General features: G+C 64.1%; 20 protein-coding genes and 1 pseudogene. 6 read left to right on the top strand and 15 right to left on the bottom strand.

From position 1 onward, the window contains the following. Positions 1-289: 289 nt before the first annotated feature. Together ACTS2Z_RS01300 and ACTS2Z_RS01295 are read left to right on the top strand one after the other, a co-directional pair. On the top strand, positions 290-457 hold the full coding sequence (locus ACTS2Z_RS01300; RefSeq protein ID WP_442571428.1) for a hypothetical protein: 168 nt from the start codon (positions 290-292) through the stop codon (positions 455-457). A gap of 35 nt (positions 458-492) precedes the next feature. Then, positions 493-1,509, top strand: a complete 1,017-nt coding sequence (locus ACTS2Z_RS01295; RefSeq protein WP_442571427.1) for a calcium/sodium antiporter — start codon at positions 493-495, stop codon at positions 1,507-1,509. On the opposite strand, the gene ACTS2Z_RS01290 is transcribed toward ACTS2Z_RS01295, so the two are convergent. From ACTS2Z_RS01290 to lgt, 10 genes are all read right to left on the bottom strand, one after another. Then, positions 1,506-1,715: a hypothetical protein gene (locus tag ACTS2Z_RS01290; protein WP_442571426.1), complete on the bottom strand. Its 210-nt coding sequence runs from the start codon at positions 1,713-1,715 to the stop codon at positions 1,506-1,508. The genes ACTS2Z_RS01295 and ACTS2Z_RS01290 overlap by 4 nt on opposite strands. A 6-nt stretch (positions 1,716-1,721) precedes the next feature. Then, positions 1,722-2,594: an enoyl-CoA hydratase-related protein gene (locus ACTS2Z_RS01285; protein WP_442571425.1), complete on the bottom strand. Its 873-nt coding sequence runs from the start codon at positions 2,592-2,594 to the stop codon at positions 1,722-1,724. Then, on the bottom strand, positions 2,591-2,995 hold the full coding sequence (locus tag ACTS2Z_RS01280) for a DUF3224 domain-containing protein (RefSeq protein WP_442571424.1): 405 nt from the start codon (positions 2,993-2,995) through the stop codon (positions 2,591-2,593). Before ACTS2Z_RS01280 ends, ACTS2Z_RS01285 begins: the two co-directional genes overlap by 4 nt. Before the next feature lie 152 nt (positions 2,996-3,147). Beyond that, the gene (ychF, locus tag ACTS2Z_RS01275; protein ID WP_442571423.1) at positions 3,148-4,245 is read right to left on the bottom strand and encodes a redox-regulated ATPase YchF; all 1,098 of its coding nucleotides are present in this window, start codon (positions 4,243-4,245) and stop codon (positions 3,148-3,150) included. A 119-nt stretch (positions 4,246-4,364) separates the two neighbouring features. Then, positions 4,365-4,928 carry a hypothetical protein gene (locus ACTS2Z_RS01270; protein WP_442571422.1) on the bottom strand — a complete coding sequence of 188 codons (564 nt, stop codon included), beginning with the start codon at positions 4,926-4,928 and terminating at the stop codon, positions 4,365-4,367. Positions 4,929-4,969: 41 nt separating this feature from the next. Next, complete coding sequence (pth, locus tag ACTS2Z_RS01265; RefSeq protein ID WP_442571421.1) at positions 4,970-5,569, bottom strand: aminoacyl-tRNA hydrolase; 600 nt, start codon at positions 5,567-5,569, stop codon at positions 4,970-4,972. Between the two features lie 137 nt (positions 5,570-5,706). Further along, complete coding sequence (locus ACTS2Z_RS01260) at positions 5,707-6,333, bottom strand: 50S ribosomal protein L25/general stress protein Ctc (RefSeq protein ID WP_442571420.1); 627 nt, start codon at positions 6,331-6,333, stop codon at positions 5,707-5,709. Between the two features lie 167 nt (positions 6,334-6,500). Beyond that, entirely contained in the window at positions 6,501-7,433 is a 933-nt protein-coding gene (locus ACTS2Z_RS01255) for a ribose-phosphate pyrophosphokinase (protein WP_442571419.1), read from the bottom strand. Positions 7,434-7,546: 113 nt separating this feature from the next. Further along, a complete protein-coding gene (locus ACTS2Z_RS01250) occupies positions 7,547-8,683 on the bottom strand; it encodes a class I SAM-dependent methyltransferase (protein ID WP_442571418.1) in 1,137 nt (378 codons plus the stop codon). A gap of 5 nt (positions 8,684-8,688) precedes the next feature. Beyond that, entirely contained in the window at positions 8,689-9,588 is a 900-nt protein-coding gene (gene lgt / locus ACTS2Z_RS01245; RefSeq protein ID WP_442571417.1) for a prolipoprotein diacylglyceryl transferase, read from the bottom strand. Between the two features lie 112 nt (positions 9,589-9,700). On the opposite strand from lgt, the gene ACTS2Z_RS01240 reads away from it, so the two are divergent. From ACTS2Z_RS01240 to proC, 3 genes are all read left to right on the top strand, one after another. Next, positions 9,701-10,006: an accessory factor UbiK family protein gene (locus ACTS2Z_RS01240; protein ID WP_442571416.1), complete on the top strand. Its 306-nt coding sequence runs from the start codon at positions 9,701-9,703 to the stop codon at positions 10,004-10,006. Positions 10,007-10,109: 103 nt separating this feature from the next. Continuing rightward, on the top strand, positions 10,110-10,610 hold the full coding sequence (locus tag ACTS2Z_RS01235) for a YbjN domain-containing protein (RefSeq protein ID WP_442571415.1): 501 nt from the start codon (positions 10,110-10,112) through the stop codon (positions 10,608-10,610). A gap of 11 nt (positions 10,611-10,621) precedes the next feature. After that, positions 10,622-11,482 (top strand): pyrroline-5-carboxylate reductase, encoded by an 861-nt coding sequence (proC, locus tag ACTS2Z_RS01230; protein WP_442571414.1) that lies wholly within the window; start codon positions 10,622-10,624, stop codon positions 11,480-11,482. A gap of 9 nt (positions 11,483-11,491) precedes the next feature. Here the strand turns inward: proC and ACTS2Z_RS01225 are convergent, their stop codons facing one another. From ACTS2Z_RS01225 to uvrC, 5 genes are all read right to left on the bottom strand, one after another. Beyond that, positions 11,492-12,805 carry an ATP-binding protein gene (locus tag ACTS2Z_RS01225; RefSeq protein WP_442571413.1) on the bottom strand — a complete coding sequence of 438 codons (1,314 nt, stop codon included), beginning with the start codon at positions 12,803-12,805 and terminating at the stop codon, positions 11,492-11,494. A 10-nt stretch (positions 12,806-12,815) separates the two neighbouring features. Beyond that, positions 12,816-13,532 carry a response regulator gene (locus ACTS2Z_RS01220; RefSeq protein ID WP_442571412.1) on the bottom strand — a complete coding sequence of 239 codons (717 nt, stop codon included), beginning with the start codon at positions 13,530-13,532 and terminating at the stop codon, positions 12,816-12,818. A gap of 97 nt (positions 13,533-13,629) precedes the next feature. Beyond that, entirely contained in the window at positions 13,630-14,985 is a 1,356-nt protein-coding gene (locus tag ACTS2Z_RS01215) for a protoglobin domain-containing protein (RefSeq protein ID WP_442571411.1), read from the bottom strand. Positions 14,986-15,090: 105 nt separating this feature from the next. Next, on the bottom strand, positions 15,091-15,687 hold the full coding sequence (locus ACTS2Z_RS01210; RefSeq protein WP_442571410.1) for a CDP-alcohol phosphatidyltransferase family protein: 597 nt from the start codon (positions 15,685-15,687) through the stop codon (positions 15,091-15,093). Next, the gene (gene uvrC, locus ACTS2Z_RS01205; RefSeq protein WP_442571409.1) at positions 15,684-17,597 is read right to left on the bottom strand and encodes an excinuclease ABC subunit UvrC; all 1,914 of its coding nucleotides are present in this window, start codon (positions 17,595-17,597) and stop codon (positions 15,684-15,686) included. Before uvrC ends, ACTS2Z_RS01210 begins: the two co-directional genes overlap by 4 nt. Before the next feature lie 149 nt (positions 17,598-17,746). Here uvrC and ACTS2Z_RS01200 point away from each other — a divergent pair. Further along, positions 17,747-18,239, top strand: a pseudogene (locus tag ACTS2Z_RS01200) (hypothetical protein); the annotation flags it as partial.

Here is an 18,239-nt window from a genome sequence, read left to right as displayed (position 1 = left end):
GGAAGGTCGAGGTGTAGCTGTTGCCCGTTTCGGTCTCGGTGCTCTCATAGACATGGCCAGCCGGGCTGGAGGCGAAAGCCGTGCCTGCGAGCAGAAGCGTACCGGCAAGGGCTGTGAATGTCCTTTTCATGAATATCTCCCCGTTTGTGTCTGCATACCTCGTCCTGCCGCGCAGGCGGGTGCGGGGAATATGGTTAACAGGCGATCGCGGGAGTCAAGGCAAAGCGGGACAAAGCGCCGCTGCCGCAGCCCCCTCCTGTAAGGCCCCGGCCACTGGCGCACCTGTGCGATGCACGCTATAGACGCGGTTGAAACCCGTCCGGCCGGCCTTCGGCCCGGAGCCGGATCCGTCCAATGTCCTGAAGGAGCAGACCCTATGGCAGCCCTGATCGCCCTCGGCCTTTGCTTTGGCCTCTTTGCGCTGTTCAACCTGATCGAGTTCAAGCGCCTCGACTAGTTTTCCCCTGCGCGGCCGCCGGTCCAGGAGCGTATATGTCTGCCACCCTACTCGACCTGCTGCTGCTGGCCGTTGGCATCATTATTATCCTGTTCGGCGGTGACTATCTGGTGCGCGGCGCCACAGCGGTTGCCAAGCGCACCGGCGTTCCCTCGCTCGTCATCGGCCTGACGATCGTTGCCTTCGGCACGAGTGCGCCGGAAATGGTAGTGAGCGTGTTTGCCGCGCTTGCCGGGTCGCCCGGTCTCGCCGTCGGCAATATCGTCGGCTCGAATATCGCCAACATTCTGCTGGTGCTGGGCCTTCCTGCCCTGATCGCGGCGATGGGCACCGATGCCAAGGGTGTGCGCACCAATGCGCTGATCGCCCTTGCCGCCGCGCTGCTCTTCATCGCCATAAGCTGGGACTGGCAAGCCGGCACGCCGGGCGTCATCAGCCTCGTCGAAGGCTTTGCGCTCGCCGGGCTCATCCTCGCCTATATCGTCTATCTGGCCTTTGTCGCGATGAACTCGCGCGAGGACCCGATGGTGGCTGAACTCACCAGCGTCGACACGATGGAAGGCCTGCCGAAATCCGTGCTCGGCATCGCCTTCAGCATGATTGTCGGCCTGATCGCCCTGCCGATTGGTGCCAACCTGATCGTGGAAGGCGGCTCCAGCCTGGCACTGCGCCTTGGCATTTCCGAAGCGGTCGTTGGCCTGACCCTGCTGGCGGTCGGCACCTCCCTGCCCGAGCTTGCCACTTCGGTTGTCGCGGCGGTGCGCCGTCAGGCGGACATGGCCATCGGCAATGTCATCGGGTCGAACATTTTCAACATTCTGGCCGTCGGCGGCATTACCGGCATAGCGGCAGGCGGGGTTGCAGGCGGTGTTGCCATCGACCCCAGCTTCTTCAGCCTCGATTTCTGGGTCTTCCTCGGCAGCGCAATCTTCATCACGTTGCTGGTAGTCTCGCGCCGTCCGCTGGGCCGCCTCACCGGCGTTATCCTGCTGGCGAGCTATATCGCCTATATCGCGGCGCTGCTCTACCTGACGGTCCTGCTGCCCGCCTAGTCGCCGTCAGGCCCTATGCGGTAGTGCTGGCCGATCATCATCACCGTGCCAAGGGCACCGGCGATGACAAAGCCAATGCCCGTCCAGAGTTCCCAGCCCATCAAGATGACGATCAGAAGGCCCACGAGGCCCAGATCGAACGGGATCGCCCAGATGAAAAGCTGGCGAAGGCTGACGGAACGGGCGGGCGGAGGTGTGTCTGACATGGCGCTTCAGTACTCCGGTTCCGACTGATAGGGCCAGCCCGGGGGCAGGTCCTGCGGCGTTTTGCCCGGAAAGTTCGGCGCGCGCTTTTCCAGGAAACTCATCACGCCCTCGCGGGCATCCTCGCTCATGCCGCGGCGCAAAATCGCCCGGCTCTCAAGGCGATGTGCATCCATCGGGTGCGAGGCACCCAGCATCTGCCAGGCAAGATACCGGTTCATCGACACCGAAACCGGCGCGGCGCTTTCCACTATAAGGCGGGCGCGCTCATAAGCGCGTTCCAGCACCGCGTCGGCGGGCACCAGCTCGCTCACGAGCCCCTTTTCAAGGGCCTCCTCGCTCATGAAGGTGCGCCCCGTCAGCCCCCAGTCGAGCGCAGTCTCGATACCCACCACGCGCGGCAGGAACCAGCTGGCGCAGCCATCCCACGCAATGCCGCGCTTTGTGAACGGATAGGCCATCTTCGCACCGCTGGCCGCGATGCGGATGTCCATGGGCAGGATCATCGTGGCGCCAATGCCGACCGCGGCGCCATTGATGGCGGCTATCACCGGCTTGGCGCTGTTGAAGATGCGCAGGTTCAGAAGCCCGCCGAAATCACGCCATTGCGGATCGGTCTCATTGAGCGCGCCACTGGCAGCCGCCTGTGAGACGGCGTTGAAGGTCTCAGCGCCGAGAGACAGGTCAGCCCCTGCACAGAAGGCCTTGCCGGCACCGGTTACGATCACGCAGCGCACATCCGAATCGGCGTCGGCAGCATCAAACGCTGCCGCCATCTCCTCACCCATCTGGCGGGTGAAGGCGTTCATCGCCTCGGGCCGGTTCATCGTGAGAAGCGCGATATGGTCGCTTACCGCATAGGTGATGGTGGAATAGCTCATTGTCCCTCCCCGGACGGCAGGCTGTAGGCCAGCGAGTAGTTATGCACCCCGTCGACGATCTCGAGGCTGAACTCTCCGGCAATTCCGGCAAGCTCGCCCGTACCGGACCCCGGCACGATGGTGATGGAAAGCAATTGTGCGCCATTATCCATCAGGCCGCGATGTGCCAGCGAGAAGCTGCCCTCGCGCCCCTGCAGGCGGCCATCCAGACGCTCTATCACCACATAGGCGCCGGAATTGGTCGCGGGATCGAACCAGCCCAGCATCTCGCCAGTGGCGGTGCCTTCAAAATCTCCGGAAAAGGCCTTGGACAGCGCGTAGCGGGTGTGGGCACCCGCAGGCGGCTCACCTTGCGGGACGAGCTGAACGGTAAAGGTGCCGGTGGCTGTGCGGTCGGTCATACCTGCCTCCTGTCCCAGTGCCAGCGGAGCGAGGCAGAGACAGAAAACGGCGATCAGAACTGTATACACACGCCGCATTCCGCCTGCCCCTGTTATGCGTTGCGCGCAAGGATGGGCGGTGAGGCGAAGCGTGTAAAGCGCGGCACGCGGCGTCAGACGTTGAACTTGAACAGCAATACGTCGCCGTCCTGTACAACGTATTCCTTGCCTTCCTGACGCAGCTTTCCAGCCTCGCGGGCACCGGCCTCGCCGCCCAATGCGACATAGTCGTCAAAGGCGATGGTTTCAGCGCGGATGAAGCCCTTTTCGAAATCACCATGGATCACGCCGGCCGCCCGCGGTGCCTTCCAGCCCTTGCGGATTGTCCAGGCACGCGCCTCTTTCGGCCCGGCCGTGAAGTAGGTCTGCAGGTCCAGCAGGGTATAGCCGGCATGGATGAGCCGGTTCAGACCCGGCTCGGCAAGACCCAGCGATTCCAGATATTCTGCGCGTTCCGCCGCATCCAGCAGCGCAAGCTCTGCCTCGATCTTGGCGGAGATCGTCACGCAGATGGCGCCCTCTTCGGCAGCGCGCTTTTCCACCGCCTGCGACATCGCATTGCCGGTCGCGGCGCTGTCTTCATCGACGTTGGCGATAAAGAGGACGGGCTTGGAGGTGAGAAGCTGGAGCATGCGCCATTCACGGCGCTGGTCTTCGGGCACGGCTGCAAAGCGCGCCGGGCGGCCATCGCGCAGCTTTTCCAGCGCCAGATCGATGAGCGACACTTGCGCCTTTGCGTCCTTGTCGCCAGAGCGGGCCTTCTTCTCGACATTGGCCCGGCGCTTTTCGAGGCTCTCCATGTCGGCGAGCATCAGCTCGGTCTCCACCGTTTCGAAATCGGCGAGCGGGTCGACCTTGCCGGCAACGTGGGTCACGTCATCGTCGATAAAGCAGCGCAGCACATACACGATGGCGTCCACCTCGCGGATGTTCGCCAGGAACTGGTTGCCAAGGCCCTCGCCCTGGCTTGCGCCCTTCACGAGGCCTGCAATATCCACAAAGCTCATCCGGCCGGGAATGATATTGGCAGACCCGGCAATGGAGGCGAGTTTCTCAAGGCGCGGTTCGGGAACGGCCACATCGCCGACATTCGGCTCGATCGTGCAGAACGGATAGTTCGCCGCCTGCGCGGCTGCGGTCTGGGTGAGCGCGTTGAAAAGCGTCGACTTGCCCACGTTGGGAAGCCCGACAATACCGCATTTGAAGCCCATGGACGGCCCCTGTCAGATAAGAGGATTTACAAAGCTGGCGTGGGGTTAGACGGGCAGGCGGGCAAGGTCAATGTGCGAGGGCCATCACACGTCAGGACATGGCATGAAGGATGGGGTTTTCAGCAGGGAAAATCCGATCCGCCAGTAAGGATCAGGGCCCAGCTTTCGCGGACCGTCCCGAAATCGGCCTGCACGCCGGCGGCAGCCTCATCTGCGCTGTCAAAGGTCAGAAGGATGTCGGCGCCGCAGCGGGTGGCGGCCAGCCCGCTACGGGTCCGCCCCTCGCTGGCGCCGGAATAGGAGAGGGCCACGGTCTCGCCGGCCTGCAAGCGGTCGCCGCTTTCACCGATCATGACGAGCGGCAGGCGCACCCGCGAGATCCGGCTTATGCCCGGGCCATCGAGACGCAGGGCCAGCGCATCCACGCTGTCATCGGGAAGGCCCGGCACACCGGAAGGTTCGGTCGCAACCGCAAACGCCTCGATACGGGCATCGTGTTGGCCGTGGCGCAGCGTCAGCCCCGATCCGTCCTCCAATGGAACGGCACTCCAGCCGGCCGGTACGGTAAGCACGAAGCCGCGGGCTGCATGGACGATCTGTTCAGGCGCCTGCAGCACGGCAGGCGCTTGCGCAGGGGTGGCCTGCAGCGCAAGGGCGGCAAAGAGGGCAAGACCAAAGCTCATGAGAGGCAATATAGCGTGCCCAGAGGCGCGCTCAAAGCCGGTCAGTCCCCGGAGCCATCCGGGGCCGGGGCGAGATGGGTGACACGGGTCTGGAAGGCGTCCCATTCCCCCGCAACCAGAAGCGGAAAGCTGCGCGCGATGGCATCGGTCAGTGCATCGAACCAGACAAGGTCGGCCTTGGGAAAATCGGAAAGCACATAATTGGTGACGAGATTCTTGTCGCCGGGATGGCCGATGCCGATACGCCCACGCCGAAAGTCCGGGCCGATATGGGCCGCGGTGGAGCGGATGCCATTATTGCCGCCATGTCCGCCGCCTGCCTTCAGGCGGAACTTGCCCGGCGCCAGGTCCAGCTCGTCATGGAACACGGTTACGGCCTCCGGACCGATGCGATAGAAATCGCACGCCGCGCGCACTGCCAGCCCGGAATTGTTGTAATAGGTCAGCGGCTTCATCAGCAGGGCCTTTTTCGGGCCTGCCAGCGTCTGGACCAGACCTTCGCTCACTGCGGACTGGAACTTCTCGCGCCACGGGCCGAAGCCGTGCGCCGCCGCGACCACGTCCAGCGTCATGAAGCCCGCATTGTGGCGGTTCTTCAGATACTTGCTTTCGGGATTTCCCAATCCGGCGAAAATCAGCATGAGGCGTGTCCTGCTTCGGGGCCCTCGTCCGGGGCTCTGGCCGCCGGTCAAGAAAAAGGCGGCTGCAGGATATCCCGCGCCGCCTTTTCCTGTCTGATGCGCGCTGCGGCTCTTCAGCCGCAGGCAAAGGCGGACGACTATTCGTCGTCGCCCTCGTCCTCGTCGTCACCATCTTCGGCATCGACGCTGTCTTCAATGACGGCGCGCGAGCCTTGCAGGGTGGCGATGGTGAAGTCGCGATTGGTGATAACCGGCTTCACGCCTTCCGGCAGGGTGACGCTGGAGATGTGGATGGAGTCGCCAATGTCGTAGCCGGTCAGGTCGACAACGATCTCGCTGGGGATGTTGCCAGCCTTGCAGCGCACTTCGATGTCGTGGCGCACGATGTTGAGGACACCGCCGCGCTTGATGCCCGGAGCGGCTTCATCGTTGATGAAGTGAACCGGCACGTTCAGCGTGATGATGGAGTTTTCTTCCACACGGTAGAAGTCGATGTGGACCGGCTCGTCGGTGACCGGGTGGAACTGGATGTCGCGCGCGATGACCGGCTGGCGCTCACCCTTGTGCTCGAGATCGACCATCTGGGCGATCAGCTTTCCGGTCGAGATGGCCTTGACCAGCTCGTTGCGCTTCACCGTGATCGAAACGGCGCCGCGCGGACCACCATAGAGGACACCCGGGACCAGGCCATCACGGCGCGCGGCGCGGGCGCCGCCTGTGCCGGTGCGGTCACGCACCTCAACGGAAACAACAATATCGCTCATGGGGTCCGGTCCCTGTGGTAAAGTCTGGTTTCAAACGCGTTCGCCGCCTGGAAGCGGGCGGCGCTCAAGCGAGCGCGGGCTATTAGCCGGTTTTTGGACCATGTGCAACAGGGGCCGGTGAGTCTTGTCGGACTTCACCACGCCCGGCCCGGCACATGCCAACGGCCCTAGTCGAAGAGTTTCGAGACGCTTTCCTCATTGGCGATGCGCCGGATTGCCTCGGCCAGAAGCGGCGCGATGGAGACCGCGCGCAGTTTCGGGCATTCCGCAGCCTTGTCGGAAACGTCAATGGAATCGGTCACCACCAGCTCTTTCAGGACCGAATCCGTGATCCGGCTGGTAGCCTTGCCCGACAGCACGCCGTGCGTGATGTAGGCGGACACCTCGCCGGCACCTTCCTTCATCAGCGCGGCAGCCGCATTGCACAGCGTGCCGCCGCTATCGATGATGTCGTCAAAGATGATGCAGCGGCGCCCGGCGACGTCGCCGATAATGTTCATCACCTCGCTCTCGCCGGCCTTGGGACGGCGCTTGTCGACGATGGCAATGTCGGCGCCCAGACGCTGGGCCAGCGCGCGGGCCCGCACAACGCCGCCGACATCAGGCGAGACGATCATCAGGTCAGACGTGTCGTAGTGCTTGCGGATATCCTGCTCGAACACCGGAGTGGTGAAGAGATTATCGGTCGGGATGTCGAAAAAGCCCTGGATCTGGCCGGCATGCAGATCAAGCGTCAGCACCCGGTCTGCACCGGCCTTGGCAATCAGATTGGCAACCAGCTTGGCGGTGATCGGCGTGCGCCCGCCCGTCTTGCGGTCCTGCCGGGCATAGCCGAAATAGGGAATGACGGCGGTGATCCGGCGGGCGCTGGCGCGCGAGAGCGCATCCATGCAGATCAGCAATTCCATCAGATGGTCATTGGCCGGCTTGGATGTCGACTGGATGAGGAAAACATCCTCGCCGCGCATGTTTTCCTCGATGCGCACGAAAAGCTCGCCATCGGCAAAGGTCTCGATCTCGACATTCGACAGGGGCGCATCGAGATAGTTCGCAATGGCGCGGGCCAGGGGCCTGTTCGCGTTGCCGCTCATCAGTTTCATCGGCGATTCCCCTCGTGGCAGGTGTGCGACCGGCGCGCTCATAGCAGACCGGGTTGGATACCGAAAGCGCCTGACCGGCTTAAATTTCACCGCCGGTTTTGGCCGTATACGGATTATGCAGCATTGGCGGGCAAGCCCGGTGGTGCGGGCATGCCAGGCGCACTGATGGCCATCACCTTGAAAAGCGCGCCCATCTCTGCGCGATCGACGAGGCGGTGCAATTGCCGCGCGATAACCCCGCGCTGATCGGGCCGGGCGGCGCCGAGCGCCGCCGCGCGCTGCTCGATCCCCAGTCCTCGCAGGAAGGCGCCCTGCTCCACCGGACCATGAACACTTAAGCCTGCCGTGCGCGCCAGCCGGGCGAGCATGGCAAAATCGACATGAGCCGTCAGGTCTGCCGTGCCGGGGGCATCCAGCGGATCGACCTTCTCGTGCGCGCGGATCGCCTGCAGTGTGTCGCCCGCCTCGGACCGGTCCGGCCCGTAATCGATGAAAAGCGCGTGCCCCGGCGACACGGCAAAGCGTGCGGCCAGAGCGTCAATCACCTGCGCATCACCGGGGCGCAGTTCGATCAGCGCACCGTCCGGGCTGTCTGCAAGGTCTGGCGGGATGAAGGGATCATCGTCCGGCACGACCGGGCCGGTCACGAAGGCAAGCCGGTCCTCGTCTTCTGGATGAGGCCCGACACAGCGCTCGCGCCATTGACCGTCCGTACGCACGAGCTGGCGCACGGGCAGGCAGTCGAGAAACTCGTTGGCGAAGATAAGGGCGGGACCGGCAGGAAGTGTCTCGATGCTCTTCGCCCAGCCAACCGGCATGGCGCTGCGCGACAGGGTCTGGCCCTGCACCATTTTCAGCGCGGCACTGGCTTCCACCAGGCTGACTTTCAGGGCCACTGCAAAGCCGGGCACAGCGCGGGCGGCGCGCAGCATGTCGGACATCATCGTGCCCCGTCCCGGCCCCAGCTCGGCCAGCACCAGGCTTTCAGGCGAGCCCATGTCCTGCCATGACTGCGCCGCCCACAGGCCCAGCAACTCGCCGAACATCTGGCTGATCTCCGGCGCAGTCACGAAGTCGGCCCCCGCTCCGATCGGGTCACGCGTAGCGTAAAAACCCGCCATGGGATCGAAGAGCGCCTCCATCATGAAAACGGAGATTGGCAAAGGCCCTTGCGAGGCAATGCGCGCGCGCAGGTTCGCGGCTATGCGTGCCGCCGGATCGAACGCCGCCTCGCCCGGTAAAGACGCCATGCCGGTCAACCGGCCTTGCTGCGGGCTTTGCGGGTATCAGGGCGGACACTTCCAGGCACCGCAACCGCAGGCTGGCGCAACGCGCGCCAGATCAGGAAGGCGCCAGCGGCAATCATCGGAACACACAGCAGCATGCCCATGGTGACATAGCCCTGCAAAGCCTCCGGCATATGCCGGTCAGGCTCGCGGAAGAGCTCCACAAAGGCGCGGAAGGTGCCGTAGCCGGCTAGGAAGACGCCGGTCACGAGACCGGGCCGGGCGAGCGCGCGGAAGCGCCAGATCAGGAAGGCGATGATGGCAAAGAGGACCGCGCCTTCAAGAAAGGCCTCATAAAGCTGGCTCGGGTGGCGCAGGGCGCACAACGGATCAGCGGCAAAGCGCATGGCCCAGGGCAGATCCGGCGCCGGGCGCCCCCACAGCTCGCCATTGATGAAATTGGCCAGACGCCCCAGCAGCAGGCCGATCGGCGTTGCAGCGGCGACGGCGTCCGACACATTCAGGACCGGAATTTTCCAGACCCGCGCGGTGATGATCATGGCCAGCATGACGCCGATCAGGCCGCCGTGAAAGCTCATCCCGCCTTCTGTAATGCCGGTCACGACCCAGAGAGGACGCTCCCAGATCGCGCTGGTCTGGTAAAAGAGCACATAGCCGAGGCGGCCGCCGACAATCACGCCGATCATTACCCACAGCATCAGCTCCTCGACGAAGGCGCGATCGAGCGGGGCGGCCACCGGCCGGTCGTGCGTGGTCCACAGGCGTGGCCGGGCGATCAGCTTGATGATGTAGAAGAGACCGAGGAAAAAGCCGGCAATGTAGGCCAGCGCATACCAGCGCAGCGCAAACGGGCCGATCTCGAAAATGACCGGGTCGATAAGGTCGAAACTCGCAGGGCACAGAGCCATCGGGCTTGGGTCTCCGGTCGGGGGCCAGGTCGGAATATGCGGGCCGGTCATTGCACAGGGCCGGTCTTAAGGCCTATATCCTGACCTCTATACCAGCAAGGACACTCTTGTCATGCAGACGCGCAACCCCGTTTTCACCGATCTGGCCGATCTGATGACCGACGCCTTTGGCGCGGCACGTGCGGCTGGCGACGAGGCGCGCTCGGTTTTCCGGGCGCAGGCCGAACGTGTGGCTGCCGACATGGATCTCGCCTCGGGCGAGGAGGTACGCGCCCTGCAGGCAATCATCGCCCGTCAGGGCGAGGAAATCGAATCACTGAAAGCCCGCCTGGAGGCGCTGGAGGGCAAAAAGCCCGCTCCGGCGCGTTCCGCCACGGCGTCGAAGCGCAAGCCCGCTTCGAAAAAGGCTTCCAGCTGAACAGCTTAAATTCTAACCCCCGGCACACCGTTGCACACTCTCCCCGGAGCGGCTTACCGTCGCTTTACGGGACGAGGCCGACATGTGCTCTGAGGGAGGCGCAATGATGGATCTGCATACCGAGACCTTTATCCAGACAATCGATCCGCTTGAAAGCGTGGAGCAGGCGGTCATCGCCGAGCAATACGCCTATGAGCGCGATGACACCGAATTGCACATGGCCGTGCCCGGCGAATGGCGCGATCATCAGGTCTGGTTCGCCTGGCGGCCGGAGCTGGATGTTCTCCATGTCTGCGCCAGCCTCGAACTGAAGGCACCGGCAGCGCGCTTCCGCGAAGTGTGCGAGCTGACCACCCGCCTCAATGAACGCCTCTGGCTGGGACATTTCGATGTCTGGGCCGAGGACGGCTCGGTCGTCTTCCGTCACGCCCTGTCTCTGGCCGGCGGCGAGACTGTCAGCCCTGCGCAGGCCGCAGCGCTGATCGTCGCCGCGCGTGAAGCCGGTGAACGGCTCTATCCGGCCTTCCACTACCTCGTCTGGGGTGGAAAGAGCGTAGAAGAGGCAGTTGCTGCCGCGATGTTCGATACGGCCGGGGAGGCCTAGAGAGCACATCCATGAGCGCTGCTACCGAACGTATGGGCAAGGTCGCGCTGATCGGCGCTGGCCGCATGGGCCTTGCCCTGGCTGCTGGCTGGCTGCGTGCCCGGCGTGGCGGGCTGGATGGCGAAACGCTGATCATTGTCGAACCGAAGCCGTCAGAAGAGCTCGAAGCACTCGCCGCCAAGCACGCGATCAAGGTCATCCCTGAGCTGACCAAGACGGCCGCTGCTGGCGTCGACCGCGTGGTGCTCGCAATAAAGCCCCAGATGCTCCCGGCCGTCGGCGAGGCAATAGCCGCCAAACTGCCGCGCGGCGCCCTGATCATTTCCATCCTCGCGGGCGCCGGGCTGATCGGTCTGGGGCGCCTGTTTCCGGGCCATCCCATCATCCGGGCCATGCCCAACACGCCCGGCTCCATCGGCAAGGGCATCAGCGTTGCCATTTCCAATATCGATGCAGACCCGCCGGCCTACCGCAACGCCGCCGAAGCCCTTTTGAAGGTGCTTGGCAGTGTGGAGTGGGTCGAGGACGAGCGGATGATGGACGCGGTCACGGCCGTGTCAGGGTCCGGGCCGGCTTATGTGTTCCTGCTGTGCGAGGCACTGGCCCGTGCCGGCGAGGCGGAAGGTTTGCCAGCCGAGCTGGCCGAAAAGCTCGCCGTGGCCACAGTGGCAGGCGCCGGGGCGCTGCTGGAAGACGGTCACAAGCGCAAATACGCCGATGCAGCGGCCTTGCGCCGCGCGGTGACCTCGCCGGGCGGCACGACGCAGGCCGCCCTTGACGTGATGATGGCAGGCGGCGGGCTTCCCATGCTGGTGCGCAACGCCGTTTCGGCGGCGGAGCGCCAGTCACGCAAGCTCGGTAGCGCGCTGTAGCGGCTGAGCCTAGGCCGGTATCCAGAGCACCGCCTGCAACCCGCCAAGGGGGCTTTCTCCCAGAAACACATCCCCGCCATGCGCGCGCGCTGCGTCGCGCGCTATGGCAAGGCCAAGGCCCACCCCGGTCGTGTTGCTGTTGCGGGCCGGATCAAGGCGGCTGAACGGGCGGAAGGCTTCCTCGTGCAGCGCTTCGGGGATGCCCGGCCCATCATCATCGACACGGAACTCGATGCGCCCGCCCGTATCAACGAGCGAAAGCGACACGGTCTTGCCGTGAACCACGGCATTGCCGACAAGGTTCGAGACCGCGCGCGTTAGCGTGCCGGGACGAACTTCGCGGGTGAGGACATCCGGCACATCGAGCGAAACCGGGTGGCCTGCCCGTTCGCTCTTGGCCGCAATCTCACGGCACAGTTCTGAAAGATCGGTATGGGCACTTTCCTCGCCGCTCTGGCCACGCGCGAAGGCGAGATACTCGTCCAGAGACCGCTCCATCTCGGCAATGTCCTGAATGGCATCGTCGCGTTCAGGCCCTGCAGGCATCAGCGCCAGTTGCAGGCGCAATCGTGTGAGGGGCGTGCGAAGGTCATGACTGACCCCGGCCAGCAAGGCCGTACGCTGCTCGACATAGCGTACCAGCCGCTCGCGCATGTCGATGAAGGCGGTTGCCGCCTGGCGGACCTCGCGCGCACCGGCGGGGCGGAAGCCAGCCGTGTCCTGTCCACGCCCGAAGGCCTCTGCCGCAGCGGCGAGGCGCTGGATGGGCTTTGCCTGATTCCGGATGAAGACAATGGAGATGGCGCTGAGCAATGTCGTCGCGCCGACGATCCACAAGATGAAGATGTGCCCCGTGGTGGCAAAGGCACGCTCACGCGAGGCGATGAAACGCAAGACGCCGCCATCGACCTGGACCCGGATATCGACATATTCGGGATAGCGCGTGGTATCGAACCAGAAATCGTTGTCGAGGCGGGCTGTGAGCGCCCGGCGCAAGGACCGGTCGAGCGCGCGGAAGAAGGCTGTCCGGCGGCTGGATGGCAGGACGTCGCCCTCGCGCAAATCAACCGATAGGCCAACTGTCTCGAAGGCGAGGTTTGCAATCGGATCAACGGCTTCAGGACCTGAACGCTCGACCAGCGCGGTTACCATGGCGACGTCGCCGGCCACGCTTTCGGACAGGCGTGCGGTCACGGTCTGCCAGTGTTCCTCGAAGAAGGACCAGGTGACGGCCACCTGCATGATGGCGACAGGCAGGACGATGATCAGCAGCGACCGCCCAAACAGGCTGGTAGGCAGGTAGCGCTTTAACCCGAAACGCATTGTCCAGCGCTCACTTTCCGGCCGGCAGCTCGAACACAGGCTCGGCCACCAGCTTATAGCCCTCGCCGCGCACTGTCTGAAGGAATATCGGGTTCTTCGGATCGTCCTCGATCTTGCGGCGCAGGCGGGTCATCTGAACGTCGATCGCCCGCTCGCCCGCCCCGCCCGCTGCTCGTTCGGAGAGCAGATACCGGTCAACCGCCTCGCCGGGAGATTCGGCCAGTGCGGTCAGAAGCGCTGCCTCGCCGCCTGTGAGGCGGACGCGGGTCTCTCCCTGCAGCAGCTGGCCGGTCTCCAGCTCAAATATCCAGCCGCCGAACCGCACGCGCTTTGCGCCCATCTTCTTGGGTATCATGCGCCGCAATATCGCCTGCACCCGCAAGATCAGCTCTTCCGGCTCGAAGGGCTTGGCCAGATAGTCGTCAGCACCCAGCGAAAGCCCCTTGATGCGGTCCTCCGGCTCGCCCCTCGCGGTCAGAAGCAGGATCGGACAGTCATGGGCCTGACGCACCGCGCGGGTCAGCTCGAAGCCGTCCATGCCCGGCATCATCACATCAAGGATGAGCAGGTCGAACGCGAGCGAGCGCAACATGGACAGCGCCTTCTCCGCGTTCGGCGCCGCAGACACGCGAAAGCCGCGTTCCCGGAGGAAGCGGCTAAGCAGGCTGCGTATCCGGTCATCATCGTCAACGACCAGGATATGGGTTTCGGGAGGCAGTCCGGTCATCCTCGCTCCGCCTTGCCAGCAAAGTCATAAAGCGAAGATGGACCGGTTTGGCGCCGCCACAAAGTGGCAGGATGTTACACAGCGTTTCAGCCCGGCCTCACGCCGCGCGGATACGCTCCAGAAAGCGCGAGACGTCGGTGCGCAATTGTTCGGCCTGGCGTCCGAGTTCTCCCGCCGCACCAACAACAGCGCCCGCAGAATTGCTGGTCTCCTGAGCGCCGGAGAGCACTTCGGTGATGGTACGCGAGACCATGCCGGAGCTTTCCGCTGACTGGCTGGTATTGCGCTCGATTTCGGAGGTGGCAGCGCTCTGCTCCTCGACCGCTGCCGAAATGGACGCCGACACACCCGTCACCTGCTCGATCGAGCCGGACACCGCCTCGATGGCCTTTACGGCGGAACTCACGACGTTCTGCACATTGGCGATCTGGCTGGAAATGTCTTCTGTAGCCCTTGCCGTCTGGGCGGCGAGGGATTTGACCTCACTTGCGACTACGGCAAATCCCTTGCCAGCCTCGCCGGCGCGTGCCGCTTCAATCGTGGCATTGAGGGCGAGAAGATTGGTCTGTTCGGCAACGGTCTCAATCAGGCTGACAATCGTACCGATGCGTTCGGCAGCTGCCGCGAGCTCGGCCATGGTTTCAGCCGTACGGCGCGCCTCGTCACGGGCCTGGGACGAGGCCCCGGCCGCTTCGCTCGCCCTTTCAGAAATCTCCGAGATGGCGCGGGTCAGCTCACCTGCGGCCTGCGCGACCGTGCGGGCAGCAACGCTGGCTTCTTCAGAGGCCGCAGCGACGCTGGAGGACCGCTCGGTCGTGCCGGCGGCCGTATCCGCCATGGCTTTTGCGGTCGTGGACAATTCTTCCGATGCCGCCGCGACCGAAGAGACGATCGCCGACACGGTCTTCTCGAAATCCGCCGCGAGCTGGTTGCGTTCCTCTGTCTTGGCCTTCGCTGCGCACGCCTCGATGGTGGACATGCACAGATCCATGTCGAGCATGGCCGCCTTTACCAGCGTATCGAGCGCGATGCCCAGCTCGTCATCATTGCCCAGGCGCTTGATGAGGCTTCGGCTTGCCTGCGCCTTGAAGACAATGGCCTTCACCATGCCGCCGACGATCTTGGCGTAGCCGCCAAAATACCAGGCCGGTTTCAGGCCAAGGCGCGCGTGCGTCTCGCCGATGCGCTGAACCGACTGGAGATAGTCTGAGCCGTATTGCGCATCGCAAATGCGCAGCCAGTGTTCGAGCTGCTTCTGGCGGGCATGGGCACGCACCTCCGCGCTCTTGAACATCACGTCGACTTCGGGATGTTTCGAGATGTCGAGATAGAACTGATCGAGAATGGCAGGTAGCTCTGCTGCAACGAGCGGCTTCAGACTGCGCAAGCGCTGACGGTCAGTATCGGTGAAGTCGAGAAAGTCGAAACGCTCGGCAAGTTCTGAAATAATCATCGCAGCGGCTCCTTCGTCCGCAAATACACTAGCGTACACATAACCCTTCTCACTGAGGGGTTAATGAAGCGCTGCGGATGTTGACCAGTAGAGTGGCCGCCTGGCTCAGGCCCTGCGGAAGGCCGCACGCAGATAGGGAATTGCGCTCCAGGCCGTCATGGCGGCACACAACCAGACACCACCGACCCAGTAGTAGAACCAGCTGGCGATATCGGAGAAACCGGCCGTCACGAAGACGAAAGGTAACGCCACGACGATCATGGTCAGCGCCGTCTTGGCCTTGGCATCGCCGGTGACGGCATAGGCGTCAGGTCCACGCTTCGGCCCGGCAAGCCGCAGGCCTGTTACCAGCACGTCGCGCAGCAGGATGATCCCCACCGGTATGGCCAGCGCCGGATTGCCGCCCGCAATCAGTGTGTAGGCGACGAGATAGGCACCGGTCAGCACCTTGTCGGCAATCGGATCGAGAAGTGCGCCCAGTTCGCTTTGTGCATCAAGGCGCCGGGCCAGCCAGCCATCCAGCCAGTCACTGGCGGCAGATACCGCAAACACGACGCCTGAAAGAACGCCATAGTACACGGCCGATTCCTCAAGCCCCGCGCCAGCGCTCTGAAGGAGCAGCCAGGCCCCGGCGAGGCCGCCAATGGCCCGAAGAACGGTAATCAGGTTGGGAAGCTGGCGCAGCATGACGGGGTATCTCATCCCTGCTCGTGGAAATGGTCATAGATCTTGCGGGCGAGCGCACGCGACACGCCATCGACCGCTTCAAGGTCAGCCAGATTGGCCCGCGATACCGCGCGCGCCGAGCCGAAATGCTTCAGAAGGGCCGCACGGCGTGACGCCCCGATACCGGCAATGTCATCGAGCGGATTGTCCTTGATGGCGCGGCTGCGCGCCGCCCGGTGGCCCGTAATGGCAAACCGGTGCGCCTCGTCGCGCAGCCGCTGCAGGTAATAGAGCACCGGATCATTGGCCGGCAGCCGGAAAGGCGCCCGGCCCGGCATGTAGAAATCCTCGCGCCCTGCGTTCCTGTCCGGTCCCTTGGCAACAGCCGCAATCGGGATGTCGCTCATGCCAAGCTCTTCCATGACCGCCAAGGCCGCCGAAAGCTGGCCCTTGCCGCCATCAATGAGGACGAGGCCCGGCACCGGCGCGCCCTCCTCGCGCTCCTTTGCGAGGCGGGCAAAGCGGCGGCGCAACATCGCTGCCATCATGGCAAAATCGTCATTGGTCGCGGCATCGCCGCCCTTCATGTTGAAGCGCCGGTACTGGCTTTTCTCAAACCCTTCAGGCCCTGCGACGATCATCGCGCCCAGCGCATTCGAGCCCTGGATATGGGAGTTGTCATAGACCTCGATCCGCTCAGGCCTAGCCTCAAGCGCAAAGGTGCGTGCCACGCCATCGAGAAGCTGGGCCTGGCTCTTCGTTTCGGCCAGCGTGCGGCCAAGCGCCTCGCGCGCATTGGTCAGCGCCTGATCGACAAGCTGTGTCTTGGTGCCGCGCTGGGGCCGGCGTATCTCGACGCCATGTCCGGCGCGCAAGGACAGCGCCTCTGCCAGCAACTCACCCTGTTCGGGCTCATGCGAGACCAGCAGCAGGGCCGGTGCGGGCTTGTCTTCATAGAACTGGGCGATGAAGGCGCCCAGCACGTCTTCCGGCGAGGCATCGGCCTCGTGGCGCGGATAGAAGGCGCGATTGCCCCAGTTCTGCCCGGCCCTGAAGAAGAAGACCTGTACACAGCTCTTACCGCCCTCCTGGTGGACGGCGATGACATCGGCTTCCTCGATGCCGTCAGGATTGATCCCCTGGCTGGTGGTCACCGCCGCAATGGCCCGCAAACGGTCGCGCAGGCGGGCCGCGCGCTCGAAGTCCAGCGCCTCGGCGGCCTGTTCCATGTCCCGCTGCAGGCGCTCGCGCAGCGCGCCCGACCGTCCACGCAGAAACTCGCGCGCCTCACCTACGAGCTCGTCATAGCGTTCCGGCGCGATCAGATCGACGCACGGACCGGCGCAGCGCTTGATCTGGTAGAGCATGCAGGGCCGGGTGCGCGCCTCGTAGACGCTGTCGGTACAGGTGCGCAGCAGGAAGGCTTTCTGCAGCGTGTTGAGCGTGTGGTTGACTGCACCGGCGGAGGCGAACGGACCGAAATAGTCACCCTTTATGCGCCGTGCACCGCGATGCTTGGTCAGCTGCGCCGCAGCATGATCGGTACGGATCAGGATGTAGGGGAAGGACTTGTCATCACGCAGGATGATGTTGAAGCGGGGTTTGAGCCGCTTGATGAGGTTGGCCTCCAGCAGCAGCGCCTCTGTCTCGGTCGCCGTAACGACAAACTCCATGCTGGCGGTCAGCGCGATCATCAGCGCGATGCGATTATTGTGGCCTCCCGATTTGGCATAGTTCGAGACCCGCGATTTCAGCTGACGGGCCTTGCCGACATAAAGCACCTCTCCGTCGGCCCCGTACATGCGGTAGACGCCGGGCTTCATCGGAAGGCGCTTAACGTAATCGGCAATGACCTCCGGGCCCGAACGCGCGGACGCCTCGCTGGCGCGGCCCGGCGCATCAGCGGTGTCTGTCGGAGGGGTCTCGGGTTTCTGGGCTCTGGCCATGGTCTGCAAGATAGGCTGTCGCGCGCCTCGCGTCAGCGTCCGGCACACATCCTTAAGCCGCGCTTTACCAAATCAGCGGCTCGCTGAAACCCAAGTCCGGCATGCCTGCACCGGCCCTTGCAGGCGCCAGTCTTTCGAAGGACTGTCCGATGAGTTTCGAGACCCTTGGGTATGACCGCATCGACTGCGCGTTCGAGCCTGCGCATCTGGGCGCACTGCTGGACGCGGTCGGGCGCACGCGCCGCTTCGATGCCTCCCTCTTCCTCACCGAGGCAGAATACGAGGCCAATCCGGTCCACCGCGGCACCAATCCGCGCCCCGGGCGCAACCTCGCCGAGACGCTGGACGGGCTGATCGCGCCGCTGGAGGCCGATCACGGGCTGACCGATGCCCTGCGCCGGGTGCTGGGGCCGGGCCACAAGGTGATGGACCGCAAATTCGTCGCCGGCATGCCCCATGACGAGATACCGGCCTGGCTGCGCGCCCGCATTGCTGACAACAATGTCAATAATCTGGGCCCCTATGTCCGTCCCGAATACCGCGACATGACGTATTTCTGGGGCATCGACCTGCACCAGGACCTGATCGACTGGCCGGCGCGTCCAGCCGATTTCATCACGGTCTATGTCTATCTGGAGGACG

This window comes from Glycocaulis sp. (genome assembly GCF_052168375.1).
Lineage (GTDB): Bacteria > Pseudomonadota > Alphaproteobacteria > Caulobacterales > Maricaulaceae > Glycocaulis.
The sequence above is the reverse complement of the archived record's forward strand: the minus strand, read 5'-3'. Positions and strand labels throughout refer to the sequence as shown.